18 protein-coding genes are annotated in these 20161 nt (G+C 37.4%); 11 read left to right on the top strand and 7 right to left on the bottom strand.

Features of this window, described 5'->3' with window-relative positions; translation table 11 throughout:
- Window positions 1-160: 160 nt before the first annotated feature.
- From IPP32_09970 to IPP32_09945, 6 genes are all read left to right on the top strand, one after another.
- Complete coding sequence (locus IPP32_09970) at window positions 161-814, top strand: 7-carboxy-7-deazaguanine synthase QueE (protein MBL0048406.1); 654 nt, start codon at window positions 161-163, stop codon at window positions 812-814.
- An 89-nt stretch (window positions 815-903) separates the two neighbouring features.
- Entirely contained in the window at window positions 904-2847 is a 1944-nt protein-coding gene (locus IPP32_09965) for an OmpA family protein (GenBank protein MBL0048405.1), read from the top strand.
- A 2-nt stretch (window positions 2848-2849) separates the two neighbouring features.
- A complete protein-coding gene (locus IPP32_09960) occupies window positions 2850-3560 on the top strand; it encodes an alpha/beta hydrolase (protein ID MBL0048404.1) in 711 nt (236 codons plus the stop codon).
- A gap of 76 nt (window positions 3561-3636) precedes the next feature.
- Window positions 3637-3834: a twin-arginine translocase TatA/TatE family subunit gene (tatA, locus tag IPP32_09955; protein MBL0048403.1), complete on the top strand. Its 198-nt coding sequence runs from the start codon at window positions 3637-3639 to the stop codon at window positions 3832-3834.
- A 36-nt stretch (window positions 3835-3870) separates the two neighbouring features.
- The gene (gene gatA / locus IPP32_09950) at window positions 3871-5295 is read left to right on the top strand and encodes an Asp-tRNA(Asn)/Glu-tRNA(Gln) amidotransferase subunit GatA (GenBank protein MBL0048402.1); all 1425 of its coding nucleotides are present in this window, start codon (window positions 3871-3873) and stop codon (window positions 5293-5295) included.
- A 117-nt stretch (window positions 5296-5412) separates the two neighbouring features.
- Entirely contained in the window at window positions 5413-7017 is a 1605-nt protein-coding gene (locus IPP32_09945) for a transglycosylase SLT domain-containing protein (GenBank protein MBL0048401.1), read from the top strand.
- 293 nt (window positions 7018-7310) lie between these two features.
- On the opposite strand, the gene IPP32_09940 is transcribed toward IPP32_09945, so the two are convergent.
- From IPP32_09940 to IPP32_09930, 3 genes are read right to left on the bottom strand one after another with little or no spacing between them, the layout of a single operon-like run.
- On the bottom strand, window positions 7311-8921 hold the full coding sequence (locus IPP32_09940) for an FAD-binding protein (protein ID MBL0048400.1): 1611 nt from the start codon (window positions 8919-8921) through the stop codon (window positions 7311-7313).
- A gap of 20 nt (window positions 8922-8941) precedes the next feature.
- The gene (locus IPP32_09935) at window positions 8942-9652 is read right to left on the bottom strand and encodes a PorT family protein (protein ID MBL0048399.1); all 711 of its coding nucleotides are present in this window, start codon (window positions 9650-9652) and stop codon (window positions 8942-8944) included.
- 33 nt (window positions 9653-9685) lie between these two features.
- Window positions 9686-10387, bottom strand: coding sequence for a PorT family protein (locus IPP32_09930; GenBank protein MBL0048398.1), 702 nt, complete (start codon window positions 10385-10387; stop codon window positions 9686-9688).
- Between the two features lie 280 nt (window positions 10388-10667).
- Here IPP32_09930 and IPP32_09925 point away from each other — a divergent pair, with 280 nt between their 5' ends.
- Complete coding sequence (locus IPP32_09925) at window positions 10668-10811, top strand: hypothetical protein (protein ID MBL0048397.1); 144 nt, start codon at window positions 10668-10670, stop codon at window positions 10809-10811.
- 111 nt (window positions 10812-10922) lie between these two features.
- Here the strand turns inward: IPP32_09925 and ubiE are convergent, their stop codons facing one another.
- From ubiE to panB, 4 genes are all read right to left on the bottom strand, one after another.
- Entirely contained in the window at window positions 10923-11651 is a 729-nt protein-coding gene (gene ubiE / locus IPP32_09920; GenBank protein MBL0048396.1) for a bifunctional demethylmenaquinone methyltransferase/2-methoxy-6-polyprenyl-1,4-benzoquinol methylase UbiE, read from the bottom strand.
- Between the two features lie 26 nt (window positions 11652-11677).
- Window positions 11678-12676 carry a D-glycero-beta-D-manno-heptose-7-phosphate kinase gene (locus tag IPP32_09915; protein ID MBL0048395.1) on the bottom strand — a complete coding sequence of 333 codons (999 nt, stop codon included), beginning with the start codon at window positions 12674-12676 and terminating at the stop codon, window positions 11678-11680.
- 6 nt (window positions 12677-12682) lie between these two features.
- The gene (locus tag IPP32_09910; GenBank protein MBL0048394.1) at window positions 12683-13876 is read right to left on the bottom strand and encodes a pyridoxal phosphate-dependent aminotransferase; all 1194 of its coding nucleotides are present in this window, start codon (window positions 13874-13876) and stop codon (window positions 12683-12685) included.
- Between the two features lie 78 nt (window positions 13877-13954).
- Window positions 13955-14770: a 3-methyl-2-oxobutanoate hydroxymethyltransferase gene (gene panB / locus IPP32_09905; GenBank protein MBL0048393.1), complete on the bottom strand. Its 816-nt coding sequence runs from the start codon at window positions 14768-14770 to the stop codon at window positions 13955-13957.
- A gap of 100 nt (window positions 14771-14870) precedes the next feature.
- On the opposite strand from panB, the gene IPP32_09900 reads away from it, so the two are divergent.
- The 4 genes from IPP32_09900 (at window position 14871) to IPP32_09885 (ending at window position 20161) form a co-directional block, all read left to right on the top strand.
- Entirely contained in the window at window positions 14871-15929 is a 1059-nt protein-coding gene (locus IPP32_09900) for a DUF4249 family protein (protein MBL0048392.1), read from the top strand.
- A gap of 201 nt (window positions 15930-16130) precedes the next feature.
- Window positions 16131-18044, top strand: coding sequence for a molecular chaperone DnaK (gene dnaK, locus IPP32_09895; GenBank protein ID MBL0048391.1), 1914 nt, complete (start codon window positions 16131-16133; stop codon window positions 18042-18044).
- Window positions 18045-18121: 77 nt separating this feature from the next.
- A complete protein-coding gene (locus IPP32_09890; GenBank protein ID MBL0048390.1) occupies window positions 18122-18313 on the top strand; it encodes a cold shock domain-containing protein in 192 nt (63 codons plus the stop codon).
- A 222-nt stretch (window positions 18314-18535) separates the two neighbouring features.
- Window positions 18536-20161 (top strand): T9SS type A sorting domain-containing protein, encoded by a 1626-nt coding sequence (locus IPP32_09885; protein ID MBL0048389.1) that lies wholly within the window; start codon window positions 18536-18538, stop codon window positions 20159-20161.

Here is a 20161-nt window from a genome sequence, read left to right as displayed (position 1 = left end):
AAGTTTAACTAAAGGAGGTTGTTGCTTAATAGCAGCAACCTCTTTTTTTGCGGTTTGTTTCCAAATTGAATGGTGTTTTCTGCATAAAATTAATCCGGCTGAAGAAACATTGTAGTTGGGTAAAATGGGCTCAATATTTGTTTACTTTTGCAACACTTATATGGAAACAAATTTAAAGCAATCTCAAGCCGAAGCAATTGATAATGGGACCTTACTCCCTTTGATGGAAGAATTTTATACCATTCAAGGTGAAGGCGCTAATACCGGTAAACCTGCCTATTTTATTCGCTTAGGCGGTTGTGATGTAGGTTGCCATTGGTGCGATGTGAAAGAAAGTTGGGACGCAACGCTCCATCCACCAACTTTAACCGATACAATTGTGAAACATGCCTTGCAACAGCCTGCCAAAGCAGTTGTAGTTACCGGAGGTGAACCATCGATGTATAATTTAGAATACCTCACGACACAATTTCGAAAAAATAAAATAGAAGCATTTATTGAGACTTCCGGCGCCTATCCGCTAACAGGAACCTGGGATTGGATTTGTTTATCTCCAAAAAAAAATAGCCCGCCATTAACCGAAATTTTTACCAAAGCACACGAGCTTAAAGTAATTATTTACAATCAAAATGATTTTGAATGGGCCGAAAAAAATGCAGCAGCGGTTATAAAAGAAAATCCGAATTGCCGTTTTTTTCTTCAACCCGAGTGGAGCCGCAGAGAACAAATGATTCCAAAAATTGTAGACTATGTAATGGCGCATCCAAAGTGGAACATATCACTTCAAACCCATAAATACTTGCATATTCCTTAGATTTAAATTATGCTGATTTTATCAAGTAAACTTTTATAAAAGGGAAATTTGATAGGCGGCGAAAAAATTATTAAAAACAAACTCATAAAATGCGCACGTTAAGTAAAATTTATTTTCTGATTTGCTGTTTACCAATACTTGCAACTGCCCAAGCACCCGATTTGCATACCAAAAGCGAGAAAGCAAAAAAGTATTACCAGCGTGCTATGGAATATTATGATGCCGCTAAAAATGAATTAGCTGCGCAAGAGTTCAAAAAAGCCATTGAGGCCGATGCTAACTTTATTGAAGCGCATATTGTATTAGCGGGAGTTTATCAGGATGATAAAAAATATGAAAATGCAATTGCTGAATACAAAGCAGCCATTGCAATTGACCCCAATTTTTTTCCAAACAATTATTATAACCTAGCCGAATCAGAAGTAGCGGTGCAGCTATTTACAGAAGCCAAGGAACATCTTAAAAAATTACTAAGCATTCAAAAAGTAAGCCCGGATATTCGGAAAAAAGGAGAGCGTTTGTTAGCGAATGCAAATTTTGCTGAAACTGCTGTGAAAAATCCCGTTCCCTTTGCACCCAAAAATTTGGGGCCAAATGTAAATACCAGGTTTGAAGAGTATCTGCCCACACTTACAGCCGATGAGCAAACACTAATTGTAACAGTAAAAATGCCAGATGATACCGTTAAAAACGATTGGAATAATGCTTCAGAAGATTTTTACATGAGTAAAAGGGTAGACGGAGTATGGCAAAAACGAACCAATGTTGGACCACCCATTAATACTCCTGCCAACGAAGGGGCGCAATGTATTTCACCCGATGGGCAATTTTTATTTTATACACTTTGCAATAGTCCGGGAGGAATGGGAAGGTGTGATATTTATTTTTCGGTGAAAGAGGGAAAAAAATGGAGCATTCCAAAAAATGTTGGCCCTCCAATAAACAGCAAGTACTGGGATTCACAGCCTTCCTTGTCGAGCGATGGCAATACCTTGTACTTTGTAAGTAATCGTCCCGGTGGTAAAGGTGAAAAAGACATTTGGTCAAGTACCTTGACTAAGGAAGGATATTGGGGAACACCAATAAATTTGGGCGATAGCATCAATACTACTGAGTCGGATATGTCGCCTTATATTCACCCCGACAATCAAACACTTTATTTTGCGAGTGCCGGACATCCAGGAATGGGAAAACACGATATATTTTATGCCCGTATGAAAAAGGATGGAAGCTTTGGAAAGCCTGTAAATATTGGTTATCCGATTAATACAAGCGGGGATGAATTTTCCTTGATTGTAAACTCAAAAGGTAATTTAGCCTATTACGCATCAGCCGATAGAAAGGAAGGGTTTGGTAACCTCGATTTATATGCGTTCGATTTATATGAGAAAGCCCGTCCAACTTTAGTTACTTATGTTAAAGGAAAAGTGTTCGATTCCGAATCAAAAAAGTTGTTGGATGCAAAATTGGAGTTGATGGATTTGGAAACGTCAAAAGTAATTGCTGAAGTGTATTCGAATTCGATTACCGGTGAATATTTGGTGTGCTTACCGGCAAATAAAAACTATGCCTTCAATGCCTCACGAAACGGTTATTTATTTTACTCCGAAAATTTTTCATTGAAAGATGTAAAAAATCAGGGAGAGCCCTATTTAATTGATATTCCAATGAAACCAATTAAAGCAGGTGAGAAGGTGGTTTTAAAAAATATTTTCTTCGAAACCGGTAAGTATAACCTAAAAGAAGAATCAAAAAGCGAACTCAATAAATTGGGTGATTTTTTAACCAAAAATCCAAAAGTAAAAATTGAGGTTTCGGGACATACCGATAATGTAGGGGATGAAAAAATGAACCAGCAACTTTCCTTAAATCGTGCAAAATCTGTTTACGATTATTTAATTACAAATGGAATTGCACAAGACAGATTAAGTTTTAAAGGGTATGGTGAAACCCAGCCGGTGGATAGCAATGATTCCGATAAAGGTCGTGCAAACAATAGAAGAACCGAGTTTAAAGTTATTGCCATCGAATAACAATGAAGCCTCAACTTCTTTTATTACATGGTGCTTTGGGTGCTGCTTCGCAATTTATTCAAATAAAGGAGCGACTTGCAGTAAATTTTGAAATCTCACTACTCGACTTTAGTGGGCATGGTCAAAAGGAGATCAGTGAAGGTGAATTAAGCTTAAGTTTATTTTGCACGGATGTGCTTAGCTACCTGGAGAAATCTAATATTCCGGAAGTTTATATTTTTGGCTACAGCATGGGTGGATTTGTTGCGTTAAATTTTGCTTTGCTTCATCCCAATAAGGTGAAAGGCATTATTACACTCGCAACAAAATTTGATTGGACTAAGGAAAGTGCCGAAAGGGAAGCGGGATTTTTGATTCCTGAAAAAATCAAACTAAAAGTGCCGGCATTTGCAAAGCATCTTCAGCAGCTTCATGGAAACAAATGGGAATCGCTCGTGCAACAAACATCAAACTTGCTTAAAAGTTTGGGAGTAAATAATCCGCTTACTACCTTTCAATTGCAACAAATTAAATGCAAGGTGCTTATCGCATTAGGGGATGCTGATAAAATGGTTAGTTTGTCAGAAACCGAAACGGCACAGCGTTCGATTAGTAACTCAACCTTATTGCTTCTTCCGTCTACTCCGCATCCTTGGGAACAGGTTAATCCGCAGCTAATCGCAGCTGCCTTAGAAGATTTTTTGAGTTCTGAAAAAAAATTGGAGAATCCTTAGATTGATTTAACACTTGAAATAGGATAGGCTTTAAAGCAAAATTCCTTACCTTTGCATTATAATTAAATTTTAAAAAATGATTTTAACTGTGTTATTAGGAATTTTTGGTTTAGGAGGTCCTGAACTTTTATTGATTGGTTTAATCGTTCTGTTGATGTTTGGAGGTAGAAAACTTCCAGAATTAATGAAAGGATTAGGCAAGGGAATCAAGGAATTTAAGGATGCTTCAAAAGGAGAAGATGCTTCTGCTACTACTCCTGAAAAGAAAGACTAATTCTATTCTAAACTTTTTTCTCATTTCTATTTTATAGTGAATTCCTATACCTCTTTGGCTCAGATCCAATCGGATTTAAACGCCAATAAAATTACCGTAACTGATCTTGTTTCTTCCTACCTCACCGCTATTAAAAACAGCTCGCACTTAAACTCTTTTTTAGAAGTTTTTGAAAACGAAAGTAGTCAGCGCGCTAAGGAGATTGATGAAAAAAGAAAGGCAGGAAAGGCAGGGAAACTTGCAGGCTTGGTGATTGGCTTAAAAGATAATATTTGTTATAAAGACCATGCCTGTTCCGCTTCTTCCAAAATTCTTGAGGGTTTTGTGAGTTTATATAATTCTACCGTGGTGGAACGTTTACTTGCTCAAGATGCAATAATAATTGGGCGCCTAAACTGTGACGAATTTGCAATGGGCAGTTCCAATGAAAACTCGGCCTACGGCGATGTACTTAATCCTTTAGATACGTCCCGTGTAACCGGCGGTTCTTCAGGTGGCTCGGTGGCTGCAGTTGCCGCTCATTTATGCTTGGCAACACTTGGAACCGATACAGGTGGTTCGGTACGTCAACCCTGTTCTTTTACCGGTTTAGTTGGATTAAAACCTACTTATGGAAGAATTTCGCGTTATGGTATAATTGCTTATGCCTCGTCTTTTGATCAGGTTGGAACCATTACCCATACCGTAGAAGACGCTGCAAAAATATTGCAGGTAATTGCCGGTAAGGATGAATATGATTCCACTTCATCGTCTTTACCTATTGAAAATTATGCTGATTTATTAGGTTTTGATAAAAAAATCAAGATTGCTTATTTTAAGGAATGCATTGATAGCGAAGGCTTGAATCCGGAAATTAAAAAACGAAGTCTCGAAATTATTGAGAAACTAAAAGCTGCCGGCCACATTGTAAACGAGGTAGCATTTCCCTTTTTGGATTATTTGGTTCCAACATATTACGTGTTAACCACAGCTGAAGCATCATCCAACTTATCGCGCTATGATGGAATCCATTTTGGCTACAGAAGTCCAAATGCTTTTGATTTAGAATCTACCTACAAAAAATCACGCAGTGAAGGATTTGGTAAGGAAGTAAAACGAAGAATAATGCTTGGAACTTTTGTACTGAGTGCGGGCTATTATGATGCTTATTATTCTAAAGCACAAAAGGTGCGCAGGGTATTAAAAAATAAAGTAGATGAAATTTTAACGGAGTATGATTTTATTTTAACTCCATCCACACCCGATGCTGCTTTTAAGTTTGGTGAAAATAGTAGTGACCCAATTAAAATGTATTTGGAAGACATCTTCACAGTGCTGGCAAATTTAGCAGGTGTTCCGGCAATTTCGTTGCCACTAGGTAAAAAGCTAGACGGGCTGCCCTTTGGTATTCAATTAATGGGCAAGGAATTTGATGAAGCAAATTTACTTGCATTTTCAAATTACTTAGTAAACAACGTATAGTTAATAAAAAATGCAACCTGCCTTTTAGATTTACGTTAAATTTTTTGAAATTGCATCGCAGTAAAGGCAATTTATATACTTAAGCAGCGTTACTCGTTAACCCAATAAAGCTGAAAAATGAAAAACAATTTCAAAACCTATATTCTCCTTCTATTTTGCGTGGCACAACTTAGCGCTTTTGGGGTTGATCGATTAATTAAATCAGCTGATACCACCTTGGTATTTATTCCGGATGATCCTATTTTGGCGATGATGGATAGTTTGATGAGCCAAAAATATTTTGAAAGCAAAAATTTTACCACCGATACCTGTAAGTTAAACAAGTTGGGCTATTGTCCAGAAGTAATTCCATCTTTTGATGAAGTAGTGTATCAAGAAAGGATAACATTACTGGATTCAAAATCGCCATTTAATTTGGTTTATAGCAATGCAGTGAAAGCATATATTGATTTATATGCCATTCGCAAGCGTAATATTGTTTCCCGTATGATTGGGTTATCAGAAGTATACTTTCCGCTCTTTGAAGAAAAATTAGACAAATACAAACTTCCTGAAGAACTTAAGTACTTGGCCATTGTTGAATCGGCATTAAATCCAAATGCGATTTCAAAAAGTGGTGCTGCCGGTTTGTGGCAATTTATGTATGGAACGGGTAAGATGTTTGGCTTAAATGTGAATTCTTACGTTGATGATAGGAGAGACCCTTTTAAAGCAACCGAAGCAGCATGTAAATATTTTAAATACTTATACAATATTTTTGGCGATTGGCAAATGGTGCTTGCTGCATACAATGGCGGCCCCGGCACAGTAAATAAAGCAATTAGACGTTCCGGCGGAAAAAAAACATATTGGGAAATTCGTCCCTTTTTGCCGCTTGAAACACAAGGTTACGTGCCTGCTTTTATAGCTGTAAATTATGTGATGAATTATACTGCTGAACACAATTTATATCCTATCGCACCAAAGCAAATTTATTTTCATACCGACACTGTTGCCACGCGTCAGTTTTTGAGTTTTCAGCAAATTTCAGCTGTGTTAGATTTACCGGTAGAAGATATTTCTTACTTGAATCCACAATATAAACTAAAAATTATTCCTTACAGTGGCGAACAAGCGATGCTTTGCTTACCTGTTAACAAAGTGGGTGCATTTATAAATAACGAAAATTCGATTTATGCTTACAAAACTCCTGAAGAGCGCCTGGATAGTGCCATTGCAGCCGGTAACAGTAATCGTATTTTAGTGGAGGAGCAAAAGTGGCATAAAGTAAAACGCGGTCAAACGTTAAAGCAAATTGCCAATATATACTCCTGCACAGTGCGCGAAATAAAAGATTGGAATAACATTAAAGGAAATAAAGTGGCTACCGGAAAACGATTAATGGTTTATACCAAAAAATATAAAAATGTAAATACAGCCTCAGTATCAAGTTCAGTATCTGATTCAACAACTGCTGCTGTAAGTAAGGAGTCTGGCTCGGCGGTCCAAAATGAAACCGTTACCACAGACAGTGCACAGGCATCCAAACAAGCTGTTAAATCTGCTTCTGCTGCTTCAGAAAAAACAAAGTTTATATATTACACGGTGCAACGTGGCGATACGCTTTGGAACATTGCAAACCGTAAAGGAGTTTCGGTTGAGGAAATAAAAAGATTAAATAATATTAGATCATCAAGCACATTAAAGGCTGGCAGCAAAATTAAGATTGCAGTTGCCGGATAATTACTAAGCCTTCATCTTAATCGCTCCCAAATTAAAGTAAAGCATAAGTTTATAAAAGCATTTCAACTTATGTGAATCCTCTCTGTTTCCTATGATTCTATGTGGTTCAAAAAAATATTTTCTGAAAAATAAACACATAAGCAACTAAGAATACATAGGCACATAGCAGCATTTCAACCTAATTGTATCCTCTATGTTTCCTATGTTCCTATGTATTTCAAAAAATATTCTCCCTAAATTAAACACATAGTCATTTAAGAAGACATAAGCTCATAGCAGCATTTCAACCTATCTTAATCTACTATGTTTCCTCTGTTCCTATGTGTTTCAAAAATTTTTTCAGCGCAGTTTTGCCCATCTAAGGCTGCCGAAATAATTCCTCCTGCATAACCCGCACCTTCTCCGCAAGGATATAAATTAAGCACTTGTGGATGATGCAATTCCTCTTTATCGCGTGGGATGCGCACCGGTGAAGAAGTGCGCGATTCAGTTGCTACAATAACCGCATTGTTCGTTAAATAGCCTTTCATTTTTTTACCTACCAGTACAAAGGCTTTTCTCAAGCGAAATGAAATTTCATTTGGCAATAATTCATGCAGAGGTGCTGAAACAATTCCGGGTTGATAGGAACAAGGTGGCAAATCGGAGGAAGTTTTTCCGTTTACAAAATCGAGTAAACGTTGTGCCGGAGCGCTTTGTTTTTTCCCACCGGCATTAAATGCAATTAATTCAACATCCTGCTGGTAGCGCAATGCAGCTAGGGGGCCATGTATGTTATATTTTTTCCAATACTCTTCAGTAACACTGACAACAATGCCCGAATTCGCAAACGGATTATTGCGTTTAGAAGGGCTCCAACCATTCGTAACCACCTGGTTTGGACCGGTGGCACATGGAGCAATTATTCCGCCGGGACACATACAAAATGAATACACCCCTTTGCCCTCAATTTGTTCCACCCAGCTATAGGCTGCAGCGGGAAGGTAATTCCTGAGTTCGTCTACTGCTTCTTGTGTGGTGCAATGGTATTGCAAACTATCAATAAGGCTTTGAGGATGCTCCACCCGCACGCCTAAAGCAAATTCTTTGGCTTCAATTAGAATTTCTTTTTTATGCAACAATTCAAAAATATCTCTGGCTGAATGGCCGGTAGCAAGCAATACCGCGTCCGCTTTAAAACTTAGCACTTTGCCACTATTCACCTCTTGGGTATGAATTTCGCTAATTACATTTCCATCCAGAATAAAATCTACTAGGCGGGTATTAAAATGAATTTCGCCTCCGCATTCAATTATTTTTTTTCGAATGTTTTCAATGATTTTGGGAAGTTTATTGGTGCCGATGTGTGGATGCGCATCGACTGCAATTATAGGATCGGCGCCGAACTCAATAAATGTTTGAAGTATTTTTTTTACATCTCCTTTTTTGGTGGAGCGCGTATACAATTTTCCATCCGAATAAGTACCCGCGCCCCCTTCACCAAAGCAATAATTAGAATCGGGATTCACCACATGCAGTTTATGTATGGCAGCTAAATCGCGTCTTCTTTCGCGCACATTTTTACCACGCTCTATCAGTATCGGTTTTAAACCCAATTCCAGCAGGCGCAGGGCGGCAAATAAACCGGCAGGTCCAGCACCAACAATAACAACCGGTTTTGCTTGCGCAACATCTTTGTAGCTGTTATTTGCCGAAGGACTTTCTACCTCCGTTTCACCAACATAAGCTTGAAGCCGTAAATTAACTTTAATGTTTCTGGAGCGGGCGTCAATGGAACGTTTTAGCAGTTTTAACTCGGTGATACTGCTTAGCGGAATGGATAATGAACGCGCCGCTAATTGTTTTAAGGCTTCCGGATTTGAGGCTTCTCTTGGTGAAGCAATCAAATCAATTTGGTGAATCATTTAATTGTTTTTAGGAAATATTATTCAAAAGTAAAGGAGAGGTTTATGATCTTGGAGGTAATTTTATCAATAGATTTAGCAAATACATTGTTGTCGCGTATCAGCAAATCGCGTAGGCCAAAACTGTATTTTAATTCGGGCGAGAATTTGAAATATTTTTGGTAAAAATCAAAGCCAACACCAACCGAATAATAGAAATCGTTTTTGCGTAATTTCACTATAGCATCGGTAATGAGCTCACTGTTTACATCCTTTTGAGATGCAATATCGATGCTGTATTTGCCACCAACAAGTATGTATGCTCTAAAGTTATTGTGGCGCGCGGATTTCAATTTTAAATCAAGCGGAAATTCGACGAAAGTAGATTCCACCGATTTCTTTCTTTTTATTTCACCTTTTTTACTTTTAAAGGTATATTCTAAATTACGTGTTGAGAAGGCCAAGGCCGGTATGAATCGCAAATCGGCATATTCACTTATTCGTAAATTGCTTACAATACCTAAGTTAAAGCCACTTTGTGGTGTTGATTCCAGCACATATACCGAATCCAGTAAGGCCAAATTGGCATTTGGATGCACTATAAAATCTGCTTTATTTATCCCAAGTAAAAAACCAAAATGTATGGTATGGTAATCGTAATTTGGCAAATTAATAGCTTTTACCTTTTGCGCTTTTGCAAAATGAGGCAACATGCTAAACAGAAAGAGAACACAAATTAGTTTTTTACTCACAAATGCAAAATGGAAAATAATAAGAAAATTTGATCAGGACTCAAAGGTAAAAGAAATGTCTATAATTTTTGAAGTAATACGGTCAATTGATTTTGCAAAGACATTATTCTCTTTTATTAACAAATCGCGCAAGCCAAAACAGAATTTTAGTTCAGGAGAAAATTTGAAGTATTGTCGGTAAAAATCAAATCCAATACCTATCGAGTAATAAATGTCGTTTTTACGTAATTTCACAATTGCATCGCTTACTAAATCGCTGTTCACATCCTTCTGAGAAGCAATGTCGATGCTATATTTTCCGCCCAACAACAAATAGGCTCTAAAATTATTTAAACGGGCAGATTTTAATTTAACATCTAGCGGAAAATCAATATAGGTAGATTCTATAGTTTTTTTTCGAGTTATACTTCCTTTACTGCTTTTAAAACTATAGTGGAGCGATCGTGTTGAAAAAGCAAGAGCGGGAATGAAGCGTAGAGATGCGTAGTCGCCCAAGCGAAAATCTGAAACTAAACCAATATTAAACCCAGCTTGAGGTTCGGATTCTAAACTATAAACAGAGTCTAATTCAGCCAGAGCTGGATTGGGATGGATAATAAAGTCAGCCTTATTAATGCCCAATAAAAAGCCATAGTGCCAAGGTCGCATATCGTAATTTGGCGAGTATACTTGTTTTACCTTTTGTGCGCACAGGGAATTATAGGCCAGTAAAAAAAATAAAAACGATTTTTTCACGCTCTTTAAACGCAAGATTTATAATTTTAGTACTTCAGGCTTCAGCAATCGAAAATTAATTTTAGTTACTTGAAAATTATTCCATTTTGAAATTCTGATAGCTTTATGTTTTGCTTATTTTGAATTCCATGATAAAATTACACTAAAGAATATTATTTATTATTTTATTTTTACTATCATAATTCACCCAATGAGTGCAATGAACGACTATTTAATCTTGTGTTTTATTTTATTTATTTTCTTTTTTTTGGTTTTGGTTTATTTTTCCAAATCAGCTTTTATGAAAATATGGAATGCAGAAAAAGAAAATAAAATGTGGAAAATTATGGGAGCACGCGCAGCATACTATCGTCTTTCGCTGCTTGTTAGCATTTTGCTAGCTGTTGCAATCACCTATTTAATAAAGGTCATGATTGAGAAATAGTGCAGAATGTTCGGGAGGAGGTCCTTAATAATGAATTTGGCTTTCAATTGATCTGATAGCAATATCCTTTTAGAATTCAATTAAAGGCTTTTGGCAAAACGAAGCTTTGTTTTATTTTTTTGCAACATAAATGCTCGCAATTCCAAAACTAAGCGAAATTGCCTTTGCTTCCAAAAAACCGCATTTTTTTAGAATAGCAACAAAATCAGCTCCATCCGGAAAAGCTTGCACCGACTCAGGCAGATAGGTGTAGGCAGAATTATCTTTTGAAAATAATTTACCAATTCGGGGAAGTACCTGTTTGGAATAAAAGGAATAAAATTGTTTCACAGGAAAATTGCGGGGTTTTGAAAATTCCAATACTACCAGCACACCACCGGGTTTTAGCACACGATTTATTTCGACTAGTCCTTTTTCTAAGTGTTCAAAATTGCGCACCCCAAAAGCAACAGTCGCTGCATCAAAATAATGCTTCTCAAATTTCAAGTTCTCACTGTCGCCGCTTTGCAAGTCAATGATGTGCGAGAGTTTTTTTTGAATCATTTTTTCTCTACCAAACTCCAGCATTCCTTCCGAAATATCGATTCCAATAATTTTATCCGGATGTAAGCTTAAGGCTTCAATAGCAAAATCTCCGGTTCCGGTTGCGATATCCAAAATTAATTTGGGTTGAAGTGCTTGCAGCTGGCGAATGGCTCTTTTTCGCCACAAAATGTCGATTCCCAGCGATAAAAAATGATTCAAAAAATCATATTTCGGCGCAATGTTATTGAACATGGTAGCCACCTGTTCTTTTTTTGAATCGCTTGAAACTTTATAGGGAGTAACTACTTTTGTCATTTACTATTTTGTGGGTTCCACATCAATTAAGCTATGGAAAGAGAAACAGCTTCTTTCAGCAATTGTTTTTTATCAATAGAAACCACACCCACTTTTTCGCAAACGAGTCCACCTGCTAAATTGGATAGTGCTGCTAAGAAACGGATCGAAGTTTTTGCTGCGAGACATAAGGTTGCAACTGCAATTACCGTATCACCCGCGCCCGATACATCCGATATGGTGCGCACATGTGCAGGAATTAAAAATTCATTTTTCCCTTCAGTTATCATCACCCCTTTTTCAGAAAGTGTGATTAAAGTAATTTTACTTTGTATTGTTTTATTTAGTTGTTGGATGGCCGTGCGCAAATTTTTAGCCTCGGTTAAATCAGCATCAATATGAAGTCCTTCTTTTAACTCCCTGAGATTTGGTTTAAATAAAGTGACATTTTTATAGGCTAAAAAATTGTTTTTTTTGGGATCAACCGTTGTTGGGATTTTTAAACTATTTGCAAGTTTTACAAGCTTTTCAATGAGTGAAGGGTTCAGCAATCCCTTGTCGTAATCTTCAAAAATTATAGCATCTATTTTTTGTTTTTCAATTATGGATGAAATGCGTTTAAACAAGTCATTGCTATGTTGTGTGCTTAAAGCGGTACAAACTTCTTCATCCACTCGAAGCATTTGATGTTGATTGCCAATTATTCGAGTTTTAGTGGTGGTTGTTCGGTTAGGATAGGAGAGAATACCTTGTGTGCTTAAATTTTCGGCTTTCACCAATTCGCTGAAAATTTTTCCATTTGCATCCTTCCCGGTAATGGCACATAAAATGGGATTAGCACCCATGGCTTTTATATTTAGCGCAACATTTGCCGCGCCACCTAAACGATTCTCTTTTTTAGTAACCGAAACTATTGGCACAGGGGCTTCTGGCGAAATTCGATTCACATTTCCCCACACATAAGCATCTACCATTACATCCCCAACAATAAGAATGTTTAACTGATTAAAAGATTTAAAAAGTGAGGTGAGTTTATCGGTAGTCATTGGCTACTAGTTGAGCAAGGCTAATGCATTTTTTACTCTTTTCAAGGCTTCGGTTAGTTTATCTTCGGATGTAGCATACGAAAAACGTATGCAATTATCATCGCCAAATGCATCGCCCGAAACCAGCGCTACGTTTGCTTTGTGCAATAAATACATACTTAGGTCGTAAGAGTTTTGAATTACCATATCGCCATCCCTTTTACCAAAATAAAAACTAATGTCAGGAAAAACATAAAAAGCACCATCGGGCACATTTGCTTTAACACCCGGAATTTCTTTTAGCAAGCGCATCACTAAATCGCGGCGTTTTTTAAAGGCTTCACACATCTCGTGCGTTACTTTTGGGTCGGCTAAAACAGCTGCCATTGCTGCCTTTTGAGCAATAGAAGAAGTTCCTGAGGTAAACTGGCCTTGCATTTTTTCGCAGGCTTTTGCAATCCATTTTGGAGCTCCAATGTACCCTATTCTCCAACCTGTCATTGCATATCCTTTACTCACTCCATTAACGGTAATTACTTGGTTTCGCACGTTTTCGAATTGGGCTAAACTTTCGTGTTTGCCAATAAAATTAATGTGTTCGTATATTTCATCTGAAATAACATACATGTTGGGATGCGCAGCAATTACTTGCGCAAATTTTTCTAACTCAGCTTTGGTATACACGGTTCCACTTGGGTTGCAAGGGGTGCTGAAAATCATCAATTTGGTTTTTGGGCTAATGGCTTTTTCCAATTGTTCAGCGCTAATCTTAAAATTGCTTTCTACGGTAGAAGGAATAAAAACCACTTTGCCATCGGCCAATTTCACTTGTTCGCTATAGCTTACCCAGTAAGGTGTTGGGATAATTACTTCATCGTCTTTATCCACCAAGGCCAAAATAACATTGGCAATGGATTGTTTTGCTCCGGTTGAAACCACAATTTCATCGGGCGTGTAAGTTAAATTGTTGTCACGTTTAAATTTAGTACAAATTGCCTGACGCACATCCAGGTATCCCGGTACAGGAGTATAATGCGAAAAATTATCGTCGATTGCTTTTTTTGCAGCTTCCTTAATAAAATCAGGTGTATCGAAGTCGGGTTCTCCTATGCTTAGGCTGATTACATCAATTCCATTGGCTTGCAATTCCCGACTAATTCGGGCCATAGCTAAAGTTTGTGGTTCGGTAATATTGTTGTGCCGTGCAGATAATTTTGTCATACCCAAATTTTTAGTGCGGCAAAGCTAAGAATTATTGCGAATTGCACACACTGAAAGCCATTGCCGGTCGCTCAAAAATTAATATTGTTCATTTGAATTCGGAAAATCCTTGGCTTTCACATCTTTAATATAATTGCCCACTGCGCCTTTTATTTCGTCGTAAAGATTGGCATATCTTCTTAAAAAACGCGGACTAAAGTCATTGTTAATTCCTAGCATGTCGTGTAAAACGAGTACTTGGCCGTCAACACCATTACCGGCGCCAATTCCGATGATGGGGATATGTACTTTTTTTGCCACTTCGGCAGCAAGTTTTGCAGGAATTTTTTCGAGAACAATTGCAAAACAACCGGTTTCTTCTAACAAGCAAGCATCTTCAATTAAGCGCTGGGCTTCAATTTTTTCCTTTGCTCTAACGGTATAGGTACCAAATTTATAAATCGATTGTGGGGTTAAACCCAAGTGACCCATCACCGGAATACCGGCAGTAAGAATACGCTCAATCGATTCCTTCACTTCTTTTCCACCTTCCAATTTTACTGCATGAGCACCCGATTCTTTCATGATGCGTATGGAGGAGTGCAGGGCTTCTTTTGAGTTGCCTTGATAGGACCCGAAGGGAAGATCTACAACAACTAAAGCACGCTCTACCGCACGAATCACAGAAGAGGCGTGATAAATCATATCATTAAGCGTTATGGGAAGTGTAGTTTCATGACCTGCCATTACATTACTGGCTGAATCTCCCACCAAAATCACATCAATACCGGCGCTATCCACTATTTTAGCCAAGGAGTAATCGTAGGCAGTAAGCATAGAGATTTTTTCTCCTTTTCGCTTCATTTCCTGAAGTGTATTGGTGGTGATGCGCTTAACTTCTTTGTTTACTGACATAGACTTTTTGTTTGTAGTGAAGCAAAACTAAACATTAATTTTTTATCCGTATAAAATTTATATTTTTGCAGTCCTTAATTTTAGTAGCTTTTTACATCCCATGAAAAAATTATTTGTCCTTTTTGTTTTTATAACCACCTTGTTTTTTGGATGCAAAACTGATTTTGAAATAAATGCACCTTGGAAAGAAACAACCGTAATATATGGATTGCTGGATATTAACCAGTCCGTGCAAATGATAAAAATTAACAAGGCATTTTTAGGTGAGGGGGATGCTAATCAGTTTGCTCAAAATCCTGATTCCATTAATTATAATCCGGCGGATTTATCGGTAAAAATGTATCAATTAAAGAATGGAATAGCTGAAAAAACTTTGGTATTGCACGATTCATTGCTTCCATCTAAAAAACCGGGTGACTTTACAACGCAAAAAAACATCGTTTATGTTACTTACGAAAAACTTGATTCCAGTAAAACATATAAGTTAGAAGTTACTAATTTAAAAAGTGGAAATGTATGTACTGCTACTACACCAGTTTTGGAAACAGTTAAATACACTAAAATAGGCAATAATTCATACTTCGTTTCTTTTTGCACGGCACCTTCCACACCTGTTACCAATGGTACGTATGCGGATCCTATTATTACTTGGGCCTCAAAACCCAATGCAAGAACTTTTCAAACCAATGTTCGGTTTTTTTATACTGAGAAGGATGTTACCACCGGCATTGTAGAGACTAAGTATGTTGATTGGCTTCAATCAGCAGTATTGTCAAACGCAATATCTGGAGGAGAAGTCTTGCAACAAAAGTTAAGCGGGCAGGGATTTTATCAATATATAGCATCACAAATTCCGGTTAATGGAAATGTAAAGCGCGTAGCCAGTAGTTTTGAATTTACCATCTCAGTTGGCAGTGATGAGCTATATAATTATATGAATATTAATTCACCATCCGGCGACTTTAACCAAGAAAAGCCAACTTACACGAATATAACAAATGGACTTGGATTATTTTCAACACGTACCAATTACAAAACTATTCGCCTGTTTTGTGGCACATCTCCGAGTGGTCCTAAACTCTGTGATGCCACCAATTCGAATCTCACCGAATTAAAAAGCGGAAAATACACCTCTCAACTTGGTTTTGATTATCAATAATCATTACAGAAAACGGCTAAAAGCTCGCACTCATTTAGGTTTAAAGTAAATTTGTGTCTTTTTGGCATACGTATTTCTCTTTTTACTAGCCTCGTCACTTCTTTACTGTCATATTTTCGTCATTTCTAGCATTCTAGTTCAATGGCATTACTATTGACTTAAGGAAAACAGTTCAAAAAAAACAATTAATAAACAAACAAAATGAGTAAAATTATAGGAATTGACTTAGGAACAACCAATTCATGTGTTTCCGTAATGGAAGGGAATGAACCGGTTGTAATTGCAAACAGTGAAGGAAAGCGAACAACGCCTTCGATTGTAGCATTTATTGAAAACGGAGAACGTAAAGTGGGTGACCCTGCAAAGCGTCAAGCCATTACCAACCCTAGAAAGACAATTTATTCAATTAAGCGCTTCATGGGTGAAACCTATGATAAAGTACAAGCCGAAATTAAGCGAGTTCCTTACGAAGTTACAAAAGGGGAAAACAACACGCCTCGCGTAAACATTGACGGTCGTCAATACACCGCCCAAGAAATTTCGGCAATCGTTTTGCAAAAAATGAAAAAAACAGCTGAGGATTATTTGGGTATGGAAGTTAAGGATGCTGTAATTACAGTACCTGCCTACTTTAATGATGCACAACGTCAGGCCACCAAAGAAGCCGGAGAAATTGCCGGATTAAATGTGAAACGAATTATTAACGAGCCTACCGCAGCAGCCCTAGCTTATGGCTTAGATAAAAAGAACAAGGACATGAAAATTGTTGTGTTCGACTGCGGTGGTGGAACACATGACGTTTCGGTATTGGAATTAGGAGATGGTGTTTTTGAAGTTAAATCAACCGATGGAGATACACACTTAGGTGGAGATGATTTTGACCAAGTGATTATTGATTGGTTGGCTCAAGAATTTTTGAATGATGAGCGCATCGATTTGCGTAAAGATCCAATGGCATTGCAACGCTTAAAAGAGGCTGCAGAAAAGGCAAAAATTGAATTGTCGAGTTCAGCAAGCACCGAAATTAACTTGCCTTACATTATGCCTGTTGATGGTATTCCAAAACACTTGGTGCGTCAATTGAGTCGTGCTAAATTTGAAGCTTTGGCGGATGATTTAATAAAAAGAACCATTGCTCCTTGTGAAAAAGCATTGAAAAATGCAGGTTACGGAATTGGTGATATCGATGAAGTAATTTTGGTAGGTGGTTCAACACGTATCCCTGCCATACAGGATGCAGTACAAAAATTCTTTGGTAAAGCGCCATCTAAAGGAGTGAATCCGGATGAAGTAGTTGCATTAGGTGCAGCCATTCAAGGTGGAGTGTTAACAGGTGAAGTAAAGGATGTGTTATTGTTAGATGTTACACCACTTTCATTGGGTATTGAAACAATGGGTGGAGTTATGACTAAATTAATTGAAGCCAATACCACCATTCCAACAAAAAAATCGGAAACTTTCTCTACAGCTAGTGATAACCAACCTTCGGTAGAAATTCATATCCTGCAAGGTGAGCGACCAATGGCCAATCAAAACCGTACAATTGGACGTTTCCATTTGGATGGCATACCACCGGCTCAGCGCGGAGTGCCACAAATTGAAGTGATTTTTGATATTGATGCGAATGGTATATTGCATGTAACTGCAAAAGATAAAGCCACCGGAAAATCTCAAAACATACGTATTGAGGCATCAAGCGGCTTGAGTGATGCTGAAATTAAGCGAATGAAAGATGAAGCAGAAGCAAATGCTGAATCGGATCGCAAGGCAAAAGAATCAATTGACAAATTAAATCAGGCCGATTCCTTAATTTTCCAAACAGAAAAACAATTAAAGGAATACGGAGATAAATTACCGGCCGATAAAAAGGCTCCGATTGAAGCCGGACTCACAGAATTAAAAGCTGCGCATGCTTCAAAAGAAGTTACGGCTGTGGATGCTGCAATGGAAAAACTAAACACGGCTTGGACTGCTGCTTCTGAAGAAATGTACAAAGCTACACAAGGAGCGCCGCAAGGAGCGCCTGATGCAAGTCAAACAGGTGATGCTGGTGCAGGAAGTACCGCTGAAGCAACAGATGTTGACTTTGAAGAAGTAAAAGAAGATAAAAAATAAAGAGTTGAGACACAAAATTTTGTGTCTCAACCATTTTTATATCTTTGTGTAAATTAATTATTATTTATATTACAATTATGAAAACAGGTAAAGTAAAATTTTTTAATGTGACCAAAGGTTTTGGTTTTATTAAAGCAGATGATTCTGATCAGGAAATTTTTGTTCATGCTTCGGGTTTAATCGACCAGATTCGTGAAGAAGATAATGTTACTTTTGAAGTAGCTGAAGGCAAGAAAGGACTAAATGCTGTGAATGTGAAAAAAGCATAATACATTTTTCCTTAAAAAGAGCGAAATAAGCTCCCTGATTTGTATCAGGGAGCTTATTTGTTTTATATCACATTCTAATTGTGATTATTCCTAACTTTGCAATGATTAAGCAATCAAGGTATTGTTGTTAATAAGATTTGTAGGTTAAAACGAACTAGGCAGGAAATAAATCGTACAAACAGCACTTGGTTTAAAATTTGTGCTTAAAAAAAAGGTTTTAACATGATTCAAAAAAATAATACACTCGTTCGACAGTTCATTTTTATTTATTTTGTTTTTTGTACGATTCTTACTTTTGGTGAAACTATTGTGCCTTATGCGCCACAAAAAATAGTAGGTACAGATAAAATTTTGGATCCATCTAATGTGGATACTCAAACAGAGGTTCATATTGCAACGGCAAAAAATGGTTGGATTTTTACTGCCTATATTCGTGCTAATGGTACTGCTAATGCTGGAATAAAAGTCAAGCGTTCGAAAGACAATGGGCAATCGTGGAAAAATGTGTGCAACGTAACTTACACCAATTCACGCTTTATTAGTGGATTGGATTTAATAGTTTGTGGCAACGATTCAGCCAGTATGGTAATTTATTTAATTAGTGCCGATCATAATTTGACGATTGGCAAATACACTTTGTTTATTAAGAAATACGATGGAAATAGCGGAGCATTATTAGCCAATAGTTATACTGAACCTATAAGTTATTCTTATCCTGTTGTTGATGTGGCCATGGAAACCGATTTTCTTAATCCATCGGTGGTGGGTAATCCATATACAATTGGGGCACTGTTTACATTTCGAAGCAATCCATATGATTCTCTTGTTTTTCTTTACTCAACCGATGGTGGAAATACATTTAACCGTCAAGTAGTGGATACAACTGATAAGTACTTTGGAAAAGTTGCTATTGCCTATGGAAAGAGCTTGTCACAACCCAACGGCAAGTATTTTATTGCCTATGAAAAGAAGGATGGAATTAATACCCAAATAGGAGGTATCAGAACCTGTCACAACACCGATTTTCCGGGGAGTCCTTTTACAACCCCTTTTGAAGTGGATAAATTAGTAGGTGCTACAAAAAATGTTTGTTCGGTGCCTTCCATTGCCTGTCAAATAAGTAATTTTGATAACGACAGTTCGGATTTAACAACCGTAATTATGCTCGAACGCGATTTCAACGGACTTGGGTCTAACCATGATGTGTTGGGTTTTGTAAATAAAAATTCGAAGGGCGATTATTGGGATCGTTTTAATGTACTAACTACCGGTAATGCAAAGCAACCCAACATTATTTATGATTTTATTAATAATTCCTTTTTAGCAACGTATTGGGATTCTGCTACCGGAAAAATGCCCTTGACTTATAAGGATGTGAATTTTACAAATTCAAATTCCTGGCCTAATTTATTAGACCAATACAACGATGCTACAACTAGCATTGAAGATGCAAAACCGCACCTTTCCATAAATCCGCTTACAGCACGCACCAATATTGTGTGGATTTCGGGAGGGATTAGTGTGGAGGGCGTTGCTTATTTTGACACCAATGTTTCCTTGGTGGGAATACTAGAATCGGATGCTTTAAATGCAAGTTTGAATTGTTATCCTAATCCTGCAGATCAGGAAGCATCAATAGTGTTTAACTTGCAAAGTTCTAGCCTTGTTAGAATTGAAGTTAGAGATGTTTCAGGAAGGGTGCTTGATCAAATGAAAGCACAAACTTTTCAATCCGGACGGAACAAAATCCTTGTAAATGTGGAAAACTATGCGGAAGGAATATATTTTGTGCGCTTAATTACACCACAACAAACTATTTCAAATAAATTAATAATTTCACACCACTAA

The organism is Bacteroidota bacterium (assembly GCA_016721765.1).
GTDB lineage: Bacteria > Bacteroidota > Bacteroidia > UBA4408 > UBA4408 > UBA4408.
Note: the sequence above shows the minus strand (reverse complement) of the source record. Positions and strands in the feature narration are given on the sequence as shown.